Below are 14,511 nucleotides of genomic sequence, written 5' to 3' on the forward strand. Positions count from 1 at the left end.
CGCCTGGCTCAGCCCTTCAGGCCGCGGAAGGCTGCGAGCAGTTCATCACGACCGGCGCGCGCCACGTCGCGACCCTTGAGCGGAAAGGCGGCCATGCGCCGCGCCAGGGTCCGCAACTCCACGACCTTCATCTGCTCGAGCTGCGAGAAGTCGATGTGCTCGCGCGAGACGGTCCCGGCCGGGGCCTCATCGTCCTCGATGACCAGGCCAAGCTCGTCGTGCGGTCGCGGAATGACATGGGACGACACGAGGTGCCCCACGCGCTGGGCGGCAGCGGCCCCCGCGTCGACGGCGGCCCGCACGGCGGCTACCTCGCCGAGGAACTTGACCGTCACCAGCCCGGCATCGGCGCGCTCCGCGCCGAGCAGGCGGACGTTCGCCGCCTTGGCACCGGCATCCGCAGCCTCCAGCGCCCCAACAAGCCCCCGGGTTTCTACCAATCCGAGGGCTTCTTGTGTCCCTCGGTCAGCCGTCACCCGGCGTGCCCTGGGGGAGCAGCATCTCGAGCTCCGCATGCGGGCGCGGAATCACGTGCACCGAGACCAGCTCACCAACACGTTCGGCGGCAGCGGCCCCGGCGTCCGTGGCGGCCTTCACCGCCCCGACGTCGCCGCGAACCATCACTGTCACGTAGCCGCCACCCACCTTCTCCTTCCCGACCAACCGGACATTCGCGGCCTTGACCATCGCGTCGGCCGCCTCGATGGCCCCGACGAGTCCCTTGGTTTCAATAAGGCCGAGCGCGCTTTGAGCCATCCGTCTCCTCAGGGCCGTAGCATTGACCGCGAAGATGCGTGCTCCGCCGGCCTTTGTAAAGGCGCGCGGGAGCGCGTATACTCGGCGACGTGCTCCCGGCCCCGTGCTACATCATCTCTGACGCGCACCTCGGCGTAGCGCGTCGCGACGCGGAACTCGCCCTGGTGGCCTTTTTGCGGGCCGCACGGCGCGATGCACGCGCCCTGGTGATCAACGGGGACCTGTTCGACTTCTGGTTCGAGTGGCGATCGGTCATTCCGCGCCATGGGTACCGCGTGCTCGCGGAGGTGGCCGCCTTTTCCGACGCCGGGATCCCGGTGGTCTGGGTCGCCGGGAACCACGACTGCTGGGGTGGCAACTTTCTCCGGGAGGACGCCGGGGTGGATTACACCCTATCCACCTGGCGCGGGGAGATCGCGGGATGGCGTTCCCGCGTGGACCACGGCGATGGACTCCGCGGCGCGGCCGACCGAAAGTACCGGGCCGTGCGTCCGATCATGCGGAACCCGGCGGCGATTAGCGCCTTTCGTCACCTGCTCCACCCCGACTGGGCGAGCCGACTCGCGTTAGGCACGTCGGCCACGAGCCGCACCTACAGCGCCGCCGACAACGGCCAGGGGCTCCAGGACGTCGCCTTCCATGACCTCGCCGCCGAGCCATCGCTCGACCTGCTCGTGTTCGGCCACTCGCACGTCCCCACCCTCCAGCGCGCGCCCTCGGGTGGAGTGTACGGCAACGCCGGGACATGGCTGGGGGACTCGACCTACCTGCGCGTCACCGAAGAAGCGATCGCGCTCTATCGCCATCCCCAGGACGACCCGATCGTGGTGGAGCCGAAGCGTCAGCGCGGCTGAAAGGGGACCCGAAAACCGACGCCGGTCGCACCGGACGGCAGCGTGCGCATCTCCACCTGGCGCGGCAGGTCCCACAGGTGCGCGGAGACGAAGGCGTCGGCCCCCGAGAAGAGGTGCGTGAACGCGAGCAGGGCCACCCAGTCCTCGTAGTGCAGGCGGCGCGCCTTGAGGCGACTGCGTAACTCGTCGTTGGTCGGCTGGGCGTAGCGGCTCACCACTGTGTCCTGCACCACCGGCTTCCCGTCCTTGAAGGTCGCGCCGTCGGTGCCCGAGGCGAAGTTCTTCACGAGGGACTCACGCACCCGCCGCTTGGCGATGTTGAGGTCGTAGCGGGACTTGGCGAGCATCGCGACCGAGAGGGCTTCTACCGCGACATAAACCGCCCCTGCACTTGGCCGTTGGAGCTTGGATTGGCCAAGTCCGGGCACCGCGAGCGAGTACAGGAATGCGCGGCGCGGGGTGATCGGCGGCGCAAAGGGGTCGACCACCCGTACCACGGGCCGCCGCACCGTATCCGGCGCCGCGGCCGGACGCGTCGTGTCCCGTGGCGCGACACGACTGGTATCCCGCTGCTGCGCGGCCAGGCTTCCCGCCACCAGCACCAGTCCCACGCACGCACGAACCAGCGCCATCACCTGTCCCCGGGGTGAATCGTTCACAGTGTCAACACGAAAATGGATGGCGGGAGCGTGCGGGAATCGAACCCACCCAACCCGACAGCGTCGGGTCACAGCCGTTTTGAAGACGACGGCAGCCACCAGACCACATCCGCTCCCCAAACATCATTCGACGGGGACCGCGCGGGCCCGGCGAAGCTCTCCGTGTTACTCCAGCACGATCAGGTGTTCCCCGCGGGCGGCCACACGTCCAACCACCACCGCACCTGGAACGCGCGAAACATAGCCGTCGGCGCTCTCCGGCGAAGCTGCCACCAACAGCCCACCGGACGTCTGTGGATCGACGAGGAGGGCCCGAGTCGCCGCGTCCGCGTTGCCCCAGTGCACATCGGCGGCGAGCCACGCGGCGTTGCGGTCGGCGCCACCTGTGTTGATCCCCTGGGCCAGCGCCTCGTCCACCCCCGGCAGCTTCGGCAAGGCCGCGAGGGTGAGGTGCATCGTCACGCCGCTCGCGCGCGCGATATGCGACGCGTGCCCCAGCAGGCCGAACCCGGTGATGTCCGTGGCGCAGCGCATTCCGGCGCTCACGGCCTCGCGCGCGGCATCGCGGTTCAGCTTCCGCATGCTGGCGACCATCGCGGCCTCTGCCCCGGCCACGGCGAGATCGCGCTTCACGGCGGTGGAGATGATCCCCGTCCCGAGCGGTTTCGTGAGGATGAGGATGTCCCCCGGCCTCGCCCCGGCATTCGTCAGCAGGCGGTCCGGATGCACGCGTCCCGTGACGGAGAGGCCGAACTTGACCTCGTCGTCCGTGATGCTGTGGCCACCCACGAGGACCGCACCAGCTTCCGTCACCGCGTCCTGGCCACCGCGCATGATCTCGGTGAGGACCTCGAGCGGCAGTTTCCCGGTCGGAAAGGCCACGATGGCCATCGCCGTGATCGGTTCCCCACCCATAGCGTAGACGTCCGAGAGCGCATTCGCCGCCGCGACCTGCCCGAAGGCATAGGGATCGTCCACAATCGGCGCAAAGAAGTCCACCGTCTGCACGAGCGCGAGCTCGGGGGACAGCCGGAAGACCCCGGCGTCATCGAACGTTTCGCGTCCGACGAGCAGGTCTGGATGTTCGCGCACCGGAAGCGGCGCGAGCGCCTTGGCCAGGTCACCCGGACCCAGCTTGGCGGCTCAACCGGCGCAGCGGGCGAACTGGGTCAGGCGAAAGAGGTGGGCGCGTTGATTAGTCATGGGCACAAGATGGGCCCATGACATGCCGCGGTGGAAGGGCGCGCCGGCGGAGCGCGCGCCTACGGCAGCTTGGCGACCGCCTCCACTTCCACCAGCACCCCGCGCGGCAACCCGGCGACCTGCACGGTGGATCGCGCAGGCCGCGCGTCGCCTAACGCGCGCGCGTAGACCTCGTTGAAACGCGGGAAGTCCGCCATGTCCTGCAGGAAGACCGTGGTCTTCACCACGTCCGCCCAGCCGCACCCGGCCTGGGCAAGCACGGCACCCAGGTTCGCGAGGACGCGCTCCGTCTGGGGAACGACGTCACCCGGCACAACGGCCATCGTCGCCGGGTCGAGGGCGATCTGGCCGGCGGTGAAGAGGAAACCACCGGCGCTGACGGCCTGCGCGTACGGGCCAATCGCCGCAGGGGCGTTATCGGTATGAATGGACGTGGGCACGTGAAAGTCAGGAAAGACGTGATACCAGCACTAACTCAGAACAACCCCGTAATCGACCCGTCTGGCTTGACGGCCATCCGCTCGGCGGCCGGCTCCTTGGGCAGCCCGGGCATCGTCATGATGTCCCCGCACTGGGCGACGACGAAGCCTGCGCCCGCCGCCGGGTAGACCTCGTTGACCGTCATGCGGAAGCCCGTCGGCCGGCCCAGCTTCGAGGCGTCATCCGTCAACGAGTACTGCGTCTTCGCCATGCAGATCGGCGTTGTCCCCAGGCCAATCGACTCGAGGTAGTCGATCGAGCGTTCGGCCTTCGGCGAGAAGTCCGCGCCATCTGCCCCGTACACCTTGCGGGCAATCGTCTCGACCTTCTCCCGGATCGGGCGGCTGCTGTCGTAGATCGGCGCGTACTTCGACCCGCCGGCCTCGAGCAGCGCGATGACCTCGTGCGCCAGCTCAACACCGCCCTCGCCACCGCGGGCGAAGACCTCGTTGAGGGCCACGCGCACCCCCGCCTTGCGCGCACAATCCGCCACCATCTGCAACTCGGCATCGGAGTCGGATGCGAACCGGTTGACCGCGACCACCACCGGCGTGCCGAACTGCTTCACGTTCTCGATGTGGTGCTGCAGGTTGGGCAAGCCCCGCTCGAGGGCGCCGAGGTCCTCGCGGGCGAGGTCCTTCTTGTTCGCCCCGCCGTTCATCTTCAGGGCGCGCACCGTGGCCACCAGCACGCTCACTTCGGGGTTGAGGCCGCCCGCTCGGCACTTGATGTCGAAGAACTTCTCCGCGCCGAGGTCCGAGCCGAAGCCCGCTTCCGTCACCACGATGTCCGCCAGTGCGAGTCCCGCGCGGGTCGCGAGGATCGAGTTGCAGCCGTGCGCGATGTTGCCAAACGGGCCCGCGTGCACAAAGGCCGGGCCTCCTTCCAGGGTCTGGACGAGGTTGGGGCGAATCGCATCCTTCAACAGCATGGCCATCGCGCCGGACGCCTTGAGCTCACCCGCGCGCACCGGCTGGCGGTTGGCGCCGGCGGTGGATCCGACAATGATGCGGGCCAAGCGCTGCTCGAGATCCTCGAATGAATTCGAGAGGGCAACGATCGCCATGATCTCGGAGGCCGGGATGATCACCCAGCGCTCCTCGCGCACGATCCCCTCGGCCGGCCCGCCCAACCCGATCACCGCCTTGCGCAGCGCCCGGTCGTTCATGTCGATCGTGCGCGGCCAGGTGATCCGTCGGGGATCCAGGCTCAGGGAGTTCCCCTGCTGCAGGTGGTTATCCATCATCGCGGACAACAACGCGTGTGCCGACGAGATCGCGTGGAAGTCGCCCGTGAAGTGCAGGTTGATGTCGTCCATCGGCAGGACCTGCGAGTACCCGCCGCCGGCGGCCCCGCCCTTGACGCCGAACACGGGACCAAGGCTGGGCTCGCGGATACACAGCGCGGTGCGCTTGCCAATCTTGCGCAGCGCCTGCGCCAACCCGACGGACGTGGTCGTCTTGCCCTCACCGGCGGCCGTGGGATTGATCGCCGTGACCAGCACGAGACGGCCGCGGGGCGGACGCTGCGTGATCTCAAGGGGGATCTTCGCCTTGTACTTGCCGTAGAGATCGAGGTCGTCCGGCGTCAGGTCAAGCTCGGCGGCGACGTCGGTGATGGGGCGCAACTTCGCTTGCTGCGCAATCTCGATATCCGAGGGAAACGACACGGATGGCAGGGGCTGGAGGGACCAACAGGAACGCGCGCGGATTGTACGGTTATGGCGCCGTCACCGCCAGCCCAAATAGCCTTGCCGCGTTCGCCACGCAGAGCCGTCCGGCCTCTGACACTTCGAGCCCCCGTGCGCTTGCCACATGGGCCAGGGTCAGGCTGGCGAACGCGGGCTCGTTGCGCTTGCCACGATGCGGGACCGGCGCGAGGTAGGGCGCATCCGTTTCCACGAGGAACCGGTCAGCGGGGCAGTCGCGGATCAGGGCGTCACCGTCCCACTTCTTGAAGGTCACCACGCCGCTGAACGACACGTGCCATCCGGCCTCCAGGGCGGCCTCCATCAGCGACTGGGGACCGGTAAAACAGTGCAGGACTCCCCGGATCCCCTGCGCACCAGCCTCGCGCACCATGGCGATCGTATCGTCGACCGCCTCGCGCGTGTGCACGACCACGGGACGACCGGTATCGGAGGCAATCGCGAGCTGCTCGGCGAACGCCCGGCGCTGTTGGACGCGCGGTGAGTGATCGTAGTGGTAGTCGAGGCCGCACTCCCCCACGGCGACCGCCCCGCGAGCGATGTGTTCCCGGATCAACTCCACGTCGCGGGACAGATCGAACTCCGCCGCATCATGGGGATGCACCCCAGCCGTCCACCAGACGAGGTTGGGGTACCGGCGAGCGATCGCTTCCGCCCGCCCGGCCGCGGCCAGGGACTCCCCGATCGCGACCATGGCCAACGCACCGCCGGTTCGCGCCCGCTCAATTACCTGATCGGCGTCGTCGGCGAACGCCGGGTCCGCGAGATGGCAGTGGCTATCGACAAAGACGGTCATCGTCGCGTCGTGAAGGGCGACCTCAGTGCCGCGCGGCGCGGCGGCCACAAAGCAGAACCGCCGCGATTTCGCGGCGGTTCAGGTGTGCATGGCTCAGCGCGCCCCGGCTGGTACCCGGCGACCAGGCTTCGATTCCTTCACAGTCGCCTCCGCCGCGGATTCTGCCATGGCGACGGTGCGGCTGACCGCTCCCTTCCCGGACGGATCGCGCGGGAACTTGCGCTCGATCCAGAGCAGGAGTGGGGAGGCCACGTAGATCGACGAGAAGGTGGCCACGAAGACACCAAACGTCATGACGAGCGCGAACGGCCGCAGCACCTCGCCGGCGAACAACAGGAGGGCCAGTGTGGCCGCCAAGGTGGTCGTGTGCGTCAGGATGGAGCGCGGCAGGGTCTCGTTGATGGAGCGGTTCAGCGTGTCGTACAGCGGCTCCTTGCGCCCCTTCTTGAGGTTCTCACGGACGCGATCGAAGATGATGATCGTGTCGTTGCCCGAGTAGCCGAGGAGGGTGAGGATCGCGCCCACGATGACCAGTGACACCTCGACGTTGGTCAGCTTGATGAAGGCCAGCGTGACGAGGACGTCGTGCGCCGTCGAAAGCACCGCGGCAACGCCGAAGCGCCATTCGAAGCGCATGGCGAGGTACGCGAGGGTCACGAGGGACGCGAGCAGCATGGCGATCGCCGCGCCGCGGCTCAACTCGGCGCCGACCTTGGGCCCGACAGCCTCAGTTCGCTCGACCTTGTACTTGCCAGCGCCGAACTTCGCATCCAGGGCGCCCTTAATCGTGGTCGCAATCGCCGTGGCGGACGTATCCTGCGCCGCCACCTGTGCACTGTTCTGCGCACGGATGGTGTACTCGTTGCCGCCGCCGTACTGCTGGATCTCGGCCCCGCGGACGCCACCGGCGTCGAGCGCCTCGCGCAGGGCGCCGGCATCGGCGTCCGCATCAAAGCGCACCTGCATCAGGGTGCCGCCGGTGAACTCGATGCTGTAGTTCACACCGCCGGTGACCAGAAACGAGGCGAGCCCGAGGGCGATGAAGGCGACCGTGGCGATCGCCGCCTGGCGCCACCACTTGATGAAGTCGAAGCTGGTGTTGTGGAAGATGCGAATCATCAGATACTCAGCGTCTGCGCGGACGTCGTGCGCGACAGCCACACCAGGTAGAAGGTCTTGACGACAAACACGGCGCAGAAGAGTGACGCCGCGATACCGGCAATAAGGGTTACCGAAAAGCCCCGCACCGGACCGGAGCCGTACTGGTACAACACGGCCGCGGTCAGGATGGTCGCCACGGACGTGTCGACGATCGCGCTCCATGCATGCTTGAAGCCCTCGTCAATCGCCGTGCGGACCGTCTTGCCGCGATCCAGTTCCTCGCGAATGCGCTCGAAAATGAGCACGTTCGCGTCCACCGCGATACCGACGGACAACACGAGACCAGCGAGCCCGGGCAGCGTAAGCACGGCGCCAAAGCTGGAGAGCATGGCCATCGTGAACACCATGAACAGGATCAGCGCGCCAACCGCGAGGGTCCCGGAGAACCGGTAGTACCCAATCATGATCACGATGACGAGCAATACCGCGATCATCATCGCCATGACCCCCTTGGAGATCGAGTCCTGTCCGAGCGACGCCCCGATCTGGCGGACTTCGGCCACCTTCAGCGGCACCGGCAACGAGCCGGCACGGAGGACGAGGGCAAGGTCCTGAGCGGCCTGCAGCGGGCGACCGGTCATCGTGATTTGGCCCCGCGCCCCGATGGCCTGGATGATGACCGGCGGTTGCCCCATGACCTTGTCATCGAGGACGATCGCCATGTAGTTCTGGACGTTTTTCCCGGTCTCGCTGCGGAACCGACGCCCACCTTCGTTGTTGAAGCGGAACTCGACGAGCGTTCCCTGGATCGGGTCCTGGTTGGGCTTCGCGTCTTCCAGGTACTCGCCCGTGATGATCGGTCGGGACTCCACCATGTAAATGGTTCGGAACGGCGCGGCGCCCGAAGACACCGTGTCGGCGCCCCACAACAGCTCGCGACCCGGCGGCATCGCCGCCTGAATCTCCGGCATGGCAAGGATCCGCTCGAGCGACGGCACGTCGGCGTTGGCCACCAGGTACTCGCCCGGAATGGAACCCGGGGCGACGAGCTTTGACACGCTCCCCGCACCGCCGAGCTGACCAGCGACGCTCGCGGTATCAGCCCTGGTCGAATCGGCAGCCGCGCCGGAGTCCTTCTTGGTAAACAGGTCGAGCCCCTTTGGGGCAGCGGCTACGTCTGTCGCCGGCGCGGCGCCCGGTGCCACGGCTGCACCACCGCGCGAGCGCACGATCTGGTCGAAACGCGGCAGCGCCTTCTCGAGCGCCTGCGACTCATCCGTGATCTGGAACTGCAGGAAAGCCTGCGCCTCGACCACCGCACGAGCGCGATCAGGATCGTCGATCCCTGGCAGCTCCACGATGATCCGGTCCGTGCCCACCTTCTGCACCACCGGCTCCGCCACCCCAAACTGGTCGATGCGCGACCGCACCACCTTCAGGGCGCGATCCAGCGCGTCACTCTTGTCTGCGACGGCCTGCTTGCTTTCGTCCACCTCGAGCGCGAGGTGCATGCCACCCTGCAAGTCCAAGCCCCGCTTCAGCGGGACACGGCGCACGGTGTCGAGGGCGATTCCGCCCTCCCGGTTGACGCGCTCGACCACGGTCCTCGGGAATAGCGCCCACACGGACGCCAACAGGAGGGCCGCGATCAAACCCAGTCGGTACTTCAGGTTGGACATGCGGTAAAGCTCGCGAAAATGGGGCTTTGAAAGAGCTTGGAAGGTTACCGGGCACCCGAAGGGGAGTCAACGACCATGCCCCGACCGGAAAAAGAACAGGCGCCCGGCCTCTCCAGAGGGACCGGGCGCCTTGCGGCCGATGAGGAACAACCTTGGCCTACCCCAGGAACGATGCGGGATCGTGACAGGGCAGCCCGAACGCCTCGGCGACGCCCGGATAGGTCACCTTCCCGTCGATCATGTTCAGCCCCTTCAACAAGGCCGGGCTGTCCGTCAGCGCCTTCTTCCACCCCTTGTTGGCCAGCTGGATCGCGTACGGCAGGGTGGCATTGGTGAGGGCCAGCGTCGAGGTGCGTGGGACCCCACCCGGCATGTTCGCGACACCGTAGTGGATCACACCGTCCACGACGTACGTCGGATTCTCGTGGGTGGTCGCCTTGATCGTCTCGACGCAACCGCCCTGATCGATCGCCACGTCCACGATCACCGAGCCCGGACGCATCCGCTTGAGATCCTCGCGGCGCACGAGCTTCGGTGCCTTCGCCCCCGGGATCAGGACCCCACCAACCACCAGGTCCGCCGTCGCGATCTGCTCCAGGATGTTCTGCCGGTTGGAGTAGATCAGCTGGACATTCGCCGGCATGACGTCCGAGAGGTAACGCAGCCGATCCAGGGAGATGTCGAGAATCACGACCTTGGCGCCAAGGCCCGCGGCCATCTTCGCCGCATTGATCCCCACGATCCCGCCGCCGAGGATGACCACCTTGGCCGGGGGAACGCCGGGGACGCCACCCAGGAGGACGCCACGCCCGCCGTACAGCTTCTCGAGGTACTTGGCCCCCTCCTGCACCGCCATCCGGCCCGCGACCTCGGACATCGGGGTCAGCAGCGGGAGCTCGCCGGTCGCCAGCTCGACCGTCTCGTAGGCGATACAGGTGGCGCCGGCCTCCATGTGAGCGCGCGTCAGCGGTTCGTCCGCGGCGAAGTGGAAGTAGGTGAAGACCACCTGCCCCTTCTTCATGCGCTTCCACTCGGGAGCGATCGGCTCCTTGACCTTGATGATCATGTCCGCGCCAGCCCAGACGGCGTCGACGTCGGCGTTGATCTTGGCGCCCACATCCAGGTAGTCCTGGTCAGTGAAGCCGCTCCCCTCGCCACCACCCTTCTCGATGACGACTTCGTGCCCGGCCGCGACCAGCGCTTCAGCGCCAGCGGGGACGAGTGCGATGCGGTTCTCGTTCGTCTTGATTTCCTTGGGTACGCCGATACGCATGGTCGGTTGGATTCGAAGTGTTGGTCAGGAGGCCCCGGAGGGCCCCAGGGTGAGGATCGACAGGTCGTCGGGCCGGAACATCTCCACGGCCAATGACGCCACATCCGCTTCGGTGATCGCCTCGATCTCCGCGAGCACCTGGTCGAGCGAACGAAACGGCTCGCCGTACAGTTCGGTGGCCGCCGCACGGTACAGCCGGGATCCGGGACTCTCCAGCGACAGCGTCATCTGGCCCTTGAGCTGGCCCTTGCCGATGGCCAGCTCGGCCGCCGGCAGGCCATGGGCGACGAGGTCACCCAGCTCCGCGCGAACGGCGCCGATGGCCTCGTCGACCTGCTCTGGTGAGGTAGCGAAGTACACGCCGTGCATCCCGGCATCCCGGTAGTGCTGGTGAAACGCATAGATGGAGTACGCGAGTCCGCGTTCCTCCCGCACTCGCTGGAAGAGGCGCGAACTCATCCCGCCCCCAAGCACCGACGCGAGCAGGGCAAAGACGTAACGCCGCGGGTCGCTGTACGAGATCGCTCCCGCACCGAGCACGACATGGCTCTGGGCCACGTCGCGATCCACGTGCTGGCGCTGGCCCCGCGCCGGGCCGGCGGCAGCCGGCATTACGGCTCGCTGCGCGTCGCCGCGTGGGACACGGTCCCAGCCGGTGGCCACCAGGGCATCCAGCAGCGCGTCGTGCTCCACATGCCCCGCCGCCGAAAGTACGATGTGTTCGGGTCGGTAGGCGCGATCATGCAGGGCACGCACCGTGTCGACGTGAAGCCCCGAGACGGTATCCCGCGTCCCGAGGATCGAGTAACCGAGCGGGTGCTCGCCCCACATCATTGCGTTGTGCAGCTCGAACACGATGTCGTCCGGCGCGTCCTCCACCATCGAGATCTCCTCGAGCACCACTTTGCGCTCGAGGTCGAGGTCCCTGGCTCGCAGCGTCGGCGCGAACAGCAGATCCGCCAGCACATCGGCGGCCTGCGGCAGGTGTTCATCCAGGACCCGCGCCTGGAACGAGGTGTGCTCGCGCGAGGTCCATGCGTCGAGCGATCCACCTAACGATTCGAGCGCCAGGGCGATCTCCCGCGGCCCACGGCGCTCCGTCCCCTTGAACACGAGGTGCTCCAACATGTGCGAGACGCCCATGTCGGCACGCACCTCGTGGACCGACGCCGAGCGCACCCATGCGCCCAGCGCGACCGACCGGACGTGCGGCATGTACTCCGAGACGACCGTGAGGCCGTTCGGGAATATCGTGCGCCGGAGCCCGGTCAGTTCAGCTGTCGCGGTCACGACCCTATCGCCGGCCGCCTCCACGACGTTCGCCACCTCGGCCGCCACGCCCACCGCCGCTTCCGCCGCGCCGCTCGCGACGTTCGCCGCCCTCACCACCTTCACCACCCTCGCCGCCTTCGCCACCCTCAGCCGACGCACCCGCGCCGCCCTCGGCCGGCGCATCTACCATCCCTTCCGGCTTCGGCATCAGGGCCTTCATGGACAGGCGGAGACGTCCGCGCTCGTCACGATCGATCAGCTTGACGCTGACACGGTCGCCCTTCTTGACCACGTCCTCCGTCTTCTCGACGCGCGTGTGGCGCATCTCGGAGATGTGCAGCAGCCCCTCGGTCCCGGGCATGATCTCGATGAACGCCCCGAAGGTCGTCGTGCTCTTCACGACCCCTTCGTAGGTCTCGCCGACAATCGGCTCCGCGGTGATCGCCTGCACCATCTGGCGCGCCCGCTCCATCGACTCGCCACCCACGGCGGCGATGGTGACCAGGCCGGAATCGTCAACCGTAAGCTGGGCGCCGGTCTCTTCCTGGATGCCGCGGATCGTCTTGCCCTTCGGGCCGATCAGGTCGCCGATCTTCTCGGGGTTGATCGTCATCGTGACGATGCGCGGCGCGTAGAGCGACATCTCGGCGCGTGGCGCAGCGAGCGCCTTCTGCATCTCACCGAGGATGTGCAGTCGCCCTTCCTTCGCCTGGGCCAGCGCTTCCTTCATGATCTTGAGGTCGAGCCCCTCGATCTTGATGTCCATCTGGATCGACGTGATCCCGTGCTCGGTGCCGGCGACCTTGAAGTCCATGTCGCCGAGGTGGTCTTCCGTGCCCAGGATGTCGGTGAGGACGGCGTACTTCTTCCCTTCCTTGATCAGGCCCATGGCCACGCCGGCCACCGCCGCGCGGGTCGGGACGCCGGCATCAAAGAGCGCCAGCGATCCGCCGCAGACCGAGGCCATCGACGACGAGCCGTTCGACTCGAGGACGTCGGAGACGATGCGGATCGTGTAGGGGAACTCGTTGAAGTCGGGCAGGACGGCCTGCAGGGCGCGCTCCGCCAGGTTCCCATGGCCGATCTCGCGACGCGACGTGCCGCGCACCGGGCGGACTTCGCCGGTGGAGAACGGCGGGAAGTTGTAATGCAACATGAAGGTCTGCGTGGACTCGGCGGCCTCGTGGATCGTGTCGAGGCGTTGGACGTCCTCCGCCGTGCCTAACGTGGCCGCCACCAGGGCCTGCGTCTGGCCGCGCGTGAAGAGCGCGGACCCGTGGGCGCGTGGCAGCACGGTGGTGTCGATGCTGATCGGCCGGACTTCCGTGGTCTTGCGGCCGTCGACGCGCAGGTTCGTGGAGAGCACCTGCGAACGCAGCGCGTTGTACTCCAGGTCGCTCAGGACGGAGTAGATGTGTGGCGCCCATTCGGGATGGCTCGCGACGAGCTTTTCGTTGACCGCCGCCTTCGCCGCCTCAACCGCCTGGATGCGCGTGTGCTTGTCCTTCTGGTTCAGCGCCGCGACGATCTTGTCGTCCGCTTCCTTCGTGACCGCCTTCACGATCTCGTCCGGGACCACATTCGCGGTCCACGTCATCTTCGGCTCACGCCCCTTCTTGAGGAGCTCTTCCTGCATCTCGATGAGCTCCTTGATCCCACCGTGCCCGATGGTGAGGGCCTCGAGGGCATCGGCTTCGCTCACTTCATTGGCGCCGCCTTCGAGCATGACGATGGAATCGGCGGAGCCGGCGACGACGAACTCGAGGTCGCTGTATTCCAGCTGCTGGAAGGTGGGATTGAGGATCCACTTGTCCTGTACCCGGCCGACGCGGACGCCAGCGATGGGGGCCTTGAACGGGATCTTGGAAGCGTTGAGCGCAAAGGAGGTCGCGACGAGCCCGAGGACGTCCGTGTCGTTCTCCTGGTCCGCGGAGATGACGTACACGAACACCTGCACCTCATTCTTGAAGCCTTCCGGGAACAGCGGACGAATCGAGCGATCGATGATGCGAGCCGAGATGATCTCGTGATCGTGGGGACGCCCCTCACGCTTGATGAACCCCCCGGGGATCTTGCCGGCGGCGTAGGTCTTCTCGCGATACTCGACGGTCAGCGGAAAAAACGGGAGGTTGCTGATCTTGTCCGTGACCGTGACTGCGGCCAGAACCATCGTGTCGCCGAAGCGGACCACCGCGGAGCCCGCGGCCTGCTTGGCCATCCGGCCGGTCTCGATGGAGAGGGTGCGACCTGCGAAGGTGCGTTCGATTCGTTGCATCTGCCTTGTGGCGTAGGTGGGCGCCGCGAGCGGAGCCTTCGCAAGGCCCGGGGCGCACGTGATGATGGGGTACAGCACACACAAAACGCGCGGGGCCCATGGGCGCCCGCGCGAGTTGCTTACTTCGGGATTCGACTAGTGGCGGAGGCCAAGATCAGCGATGACCTTACGGTACCCTTCGACATTGTTGCCGCGGAGGTACTCGAGAAGGCGCTTCCGCCGACCGACCATCTTGAGCAAGCCCCGGCGACCATGATGGTCCTTGGGATTCTTGTCGAAGTGGCTACGGAGATAGTTGATACGCTCCGTCAGGACTGCGATCTGGACCTGGGGCGAACCCGTGTCCGTCTCGTGCGTCTTGTACTTCGTGATGGTTGGTGCCTTTTCAAAACTCATGTGGTATATTCCCCGCGCGATCCGGTCGCCAGTTCGCTAAGTTGTTAGAAGCATAACAA

14 protein-coding genes and 1 tRNA gene are annotated in these 14,511 nt (G+C 67.0%); 1 reads left to right on the forward strand and 14 read right to left on the reverse strand.

Annotated features, from left to right (window positions below; genetic code table 11):
* Nucleotides 1-8 precede the first annotated feature (8 nt).
* Both IPK85_18430 and eutM read right to left on the reverse strand, forming a co-directional pair.
* Complete coding sequence (locus tag IPK85_18430; protein MBK8249351.1) at nucleotides 9-515, reverse strand: BMC domain-containing protein; 507 nt, start codon at nucleotides 513-515, stop codon at nucleotides 9-11.
* Nucleotides 466-756: an ethanolamine utilization microcompartment protein EutM gene (gene eutM / locus IPK85_18435; GenBank protein ID MBK8249352.1), complete on the reverse strand. Its 291-nt coding sequence runs from the start codon at nucleotides 754-756 to the stop codon at nucleotides 466-468. The genes IPK85_18430 and eutM overlap by 50 nt, the downstream gene beginning before the upstream one ends.
* An 89-nt stretch (nucleotides 757-845) precedes the next feature.
* On the opposite strand from eutM, the gene IPK85_18440 reads away from it, so the two are divergent.
* Nucleotides 846-1,610 (forward strand): UDP-2,3-diacylglucosamine diphosphatase, encoded by a 765-nt coding sequence (locus IPK85_18440; protein MBK8249353.1) that lies wholly within the window; start codon nucleotides 846-848, stop codon nucleotides 1,608-1,610.
* Here IPK85_18440 and IPK85_18445 read toward each other — a convergent pair.
* The 12 genes from IPK85_18445 to rpsO all read right to left on the reverse strand — a co-directional run bounded on the left by IPK85_18445 (nucleotide 1,598) and on the right by rpsO (nucleotide 14,452).
* Nucleotides 1,598-2,269, reverse strand: a complete 672-nt coding sequence (locus IPK85_18445; GenBank protein MBK8249354.1) for a hypothetical protein — start codon at nucleotides 2,267-2,269, stop codon at nucleotides 1,598-1,600. The genes IPK85_18440 and IPK85_18445 overlap by 13 nt on opposite strands.
* Before the next feature lie 20 nt (nucleotides 2,270-2,289).
* A tRNA-Sec gene (locus tag IPK85_18450) sits at nucleotides 2,290-2,386 on the reverse strand.
* Nucleotides 2,387-2,434: 48 nt separating this feature from the next.
* Entirely contained in the window at nucleotides 2,435-3,472 is a 1,038-nt protein-coding gene (selD, locus tag IPK85_18455; GenBank protein ID MBK8249355.1) for a selenide, water dikinase SelD, read from the reverse strand.
* Between the two features lie 59 nt (nucleotides 3,473-3,531).
* Nucleotides 3,532-3,912 carry a RidA family protein gene (locus IPK85_18460; GenBank protein ID MBK8249356.1) on the reverse strand — a complete coding sequence of 127 codons (381 nt, stop codon included), beginning with the start codon at nucleotides 3,910-3,912 and terminating at the stop codon, nucleotides 3,532-3,534.
* A gap of 35 nt (nucleotides 3,913-3,947) precedes the next feature.
* On the reverse strand, nucleotides 3,948-5,621 hold the full coding sequence (locus IPK85_18465; GenBank protein MBK8249357.1) for a formate--tetrahydrofolate ligase: 1,674 nt from the start codon (nucleotides 5,619-5,621) through the stop codon (nucleotides 3,948-3,950).
* 49 nt (nucleotides 5,622-5,670) lie between these two features.
* A complete protein-coding gene (locus IPK85_18470; protein MBK8249358.1) occupies nucleotides 5,671-6,456 on the reverse strand; it encodes a TatD family hydrolase in 786 nt (261 codons plus the stop codon).
* A gap of 93 nt (nucleotides 6,457-6,549) precedes the next feature.
* On the reverse strand, nucleotides 6,550-7,575 hold the full coding sequence (gene secF / locus IPK85_18475) for a protein translocase subunit SecF (protein ID MBK8249359.1): 1,026 nt from the start codon (nucleotides 7,573-7,575) through the stop codon (nucleotides 6,550-6,552).
* The gene (gene secD / locus IPK85_18480; protein ID MBK8249360.1) at nucleotides 7,575-9,236 is read right to left on the reverse strand and encodes a protein translocase subunit SecD; all 1,662 of its coding nucleotides are present in this window, start codon (nucleotides 9,234-9,236) and stop codon (nucleotides 7,575-7,577) included. Before secD ends, secF begins: the two co-directional genes overlap by 1 nt.
* 157 nt (nucleotides 9,237-9,393) lie before the next feature.
* Complete coding sequence (gene ald / locus IPK85_18485; protein MBK8249361.1) at nucleotides 9,394-10,509, reverse strand: alanine dehydrogenase; 1,116 nt, start codon at nucleotides 10,507-10,509, stop codon at nucleotides 9,394-9,396.
* Nucleotides 10,510-10,533: 24 nt separating this feature from the next.
* Nucleotides 10,534-11,895 carry an insulinase family protein gene (locus IPK85_18490; protein MBK8249362.1) on the reverse strand — a complete coding sequence of 454 codons (1,362 nt, stop codon included), beginning with the start codon at nucleotides 11,893-11,895 and terminating at the stop codon, nucleotides 10,534-10,536.
* Nucleotides 11,804-14,056: a polyribonucleotide nucleotidyltransferase gene (locus IPK85_18495; GenBank protein ID MBK8249363.1), complete on the reverse strand. Its 2,253-nt coding sequence runs from the start codon at nucleotides 14,054-14,056 to the stop codon at nucleotides 11,804-11,806. Before IPK85_18495 ends, IPK85_18490 begins: the two co-directional genes overlap by 92 nt.
* A 135-nt stretch (nucleotides 14,057-14,191) precedes the next feature.
* Entirely contained in the window at nucleotides 14,192-14,452 is a 261-nt protein-coding gene (gene rpsO, locus IPK85_18500) for a 30S ribosomal protein S15 (protein MBK8249364.1), read from the reverse strand.
* Nucleotides 14,453-14,511 lie beyond the last annotated feature (59 nt).

The organism is Gemmatimonadota bacterium, from assembly GCA_016712265.1.
Taxonomy (GTDB): domain Bacteria; phylum Gemmatimonadota; class Gemmatimonadetes; order Gemmatimonadales; family Gemmatimonadaceae; genus RBC101.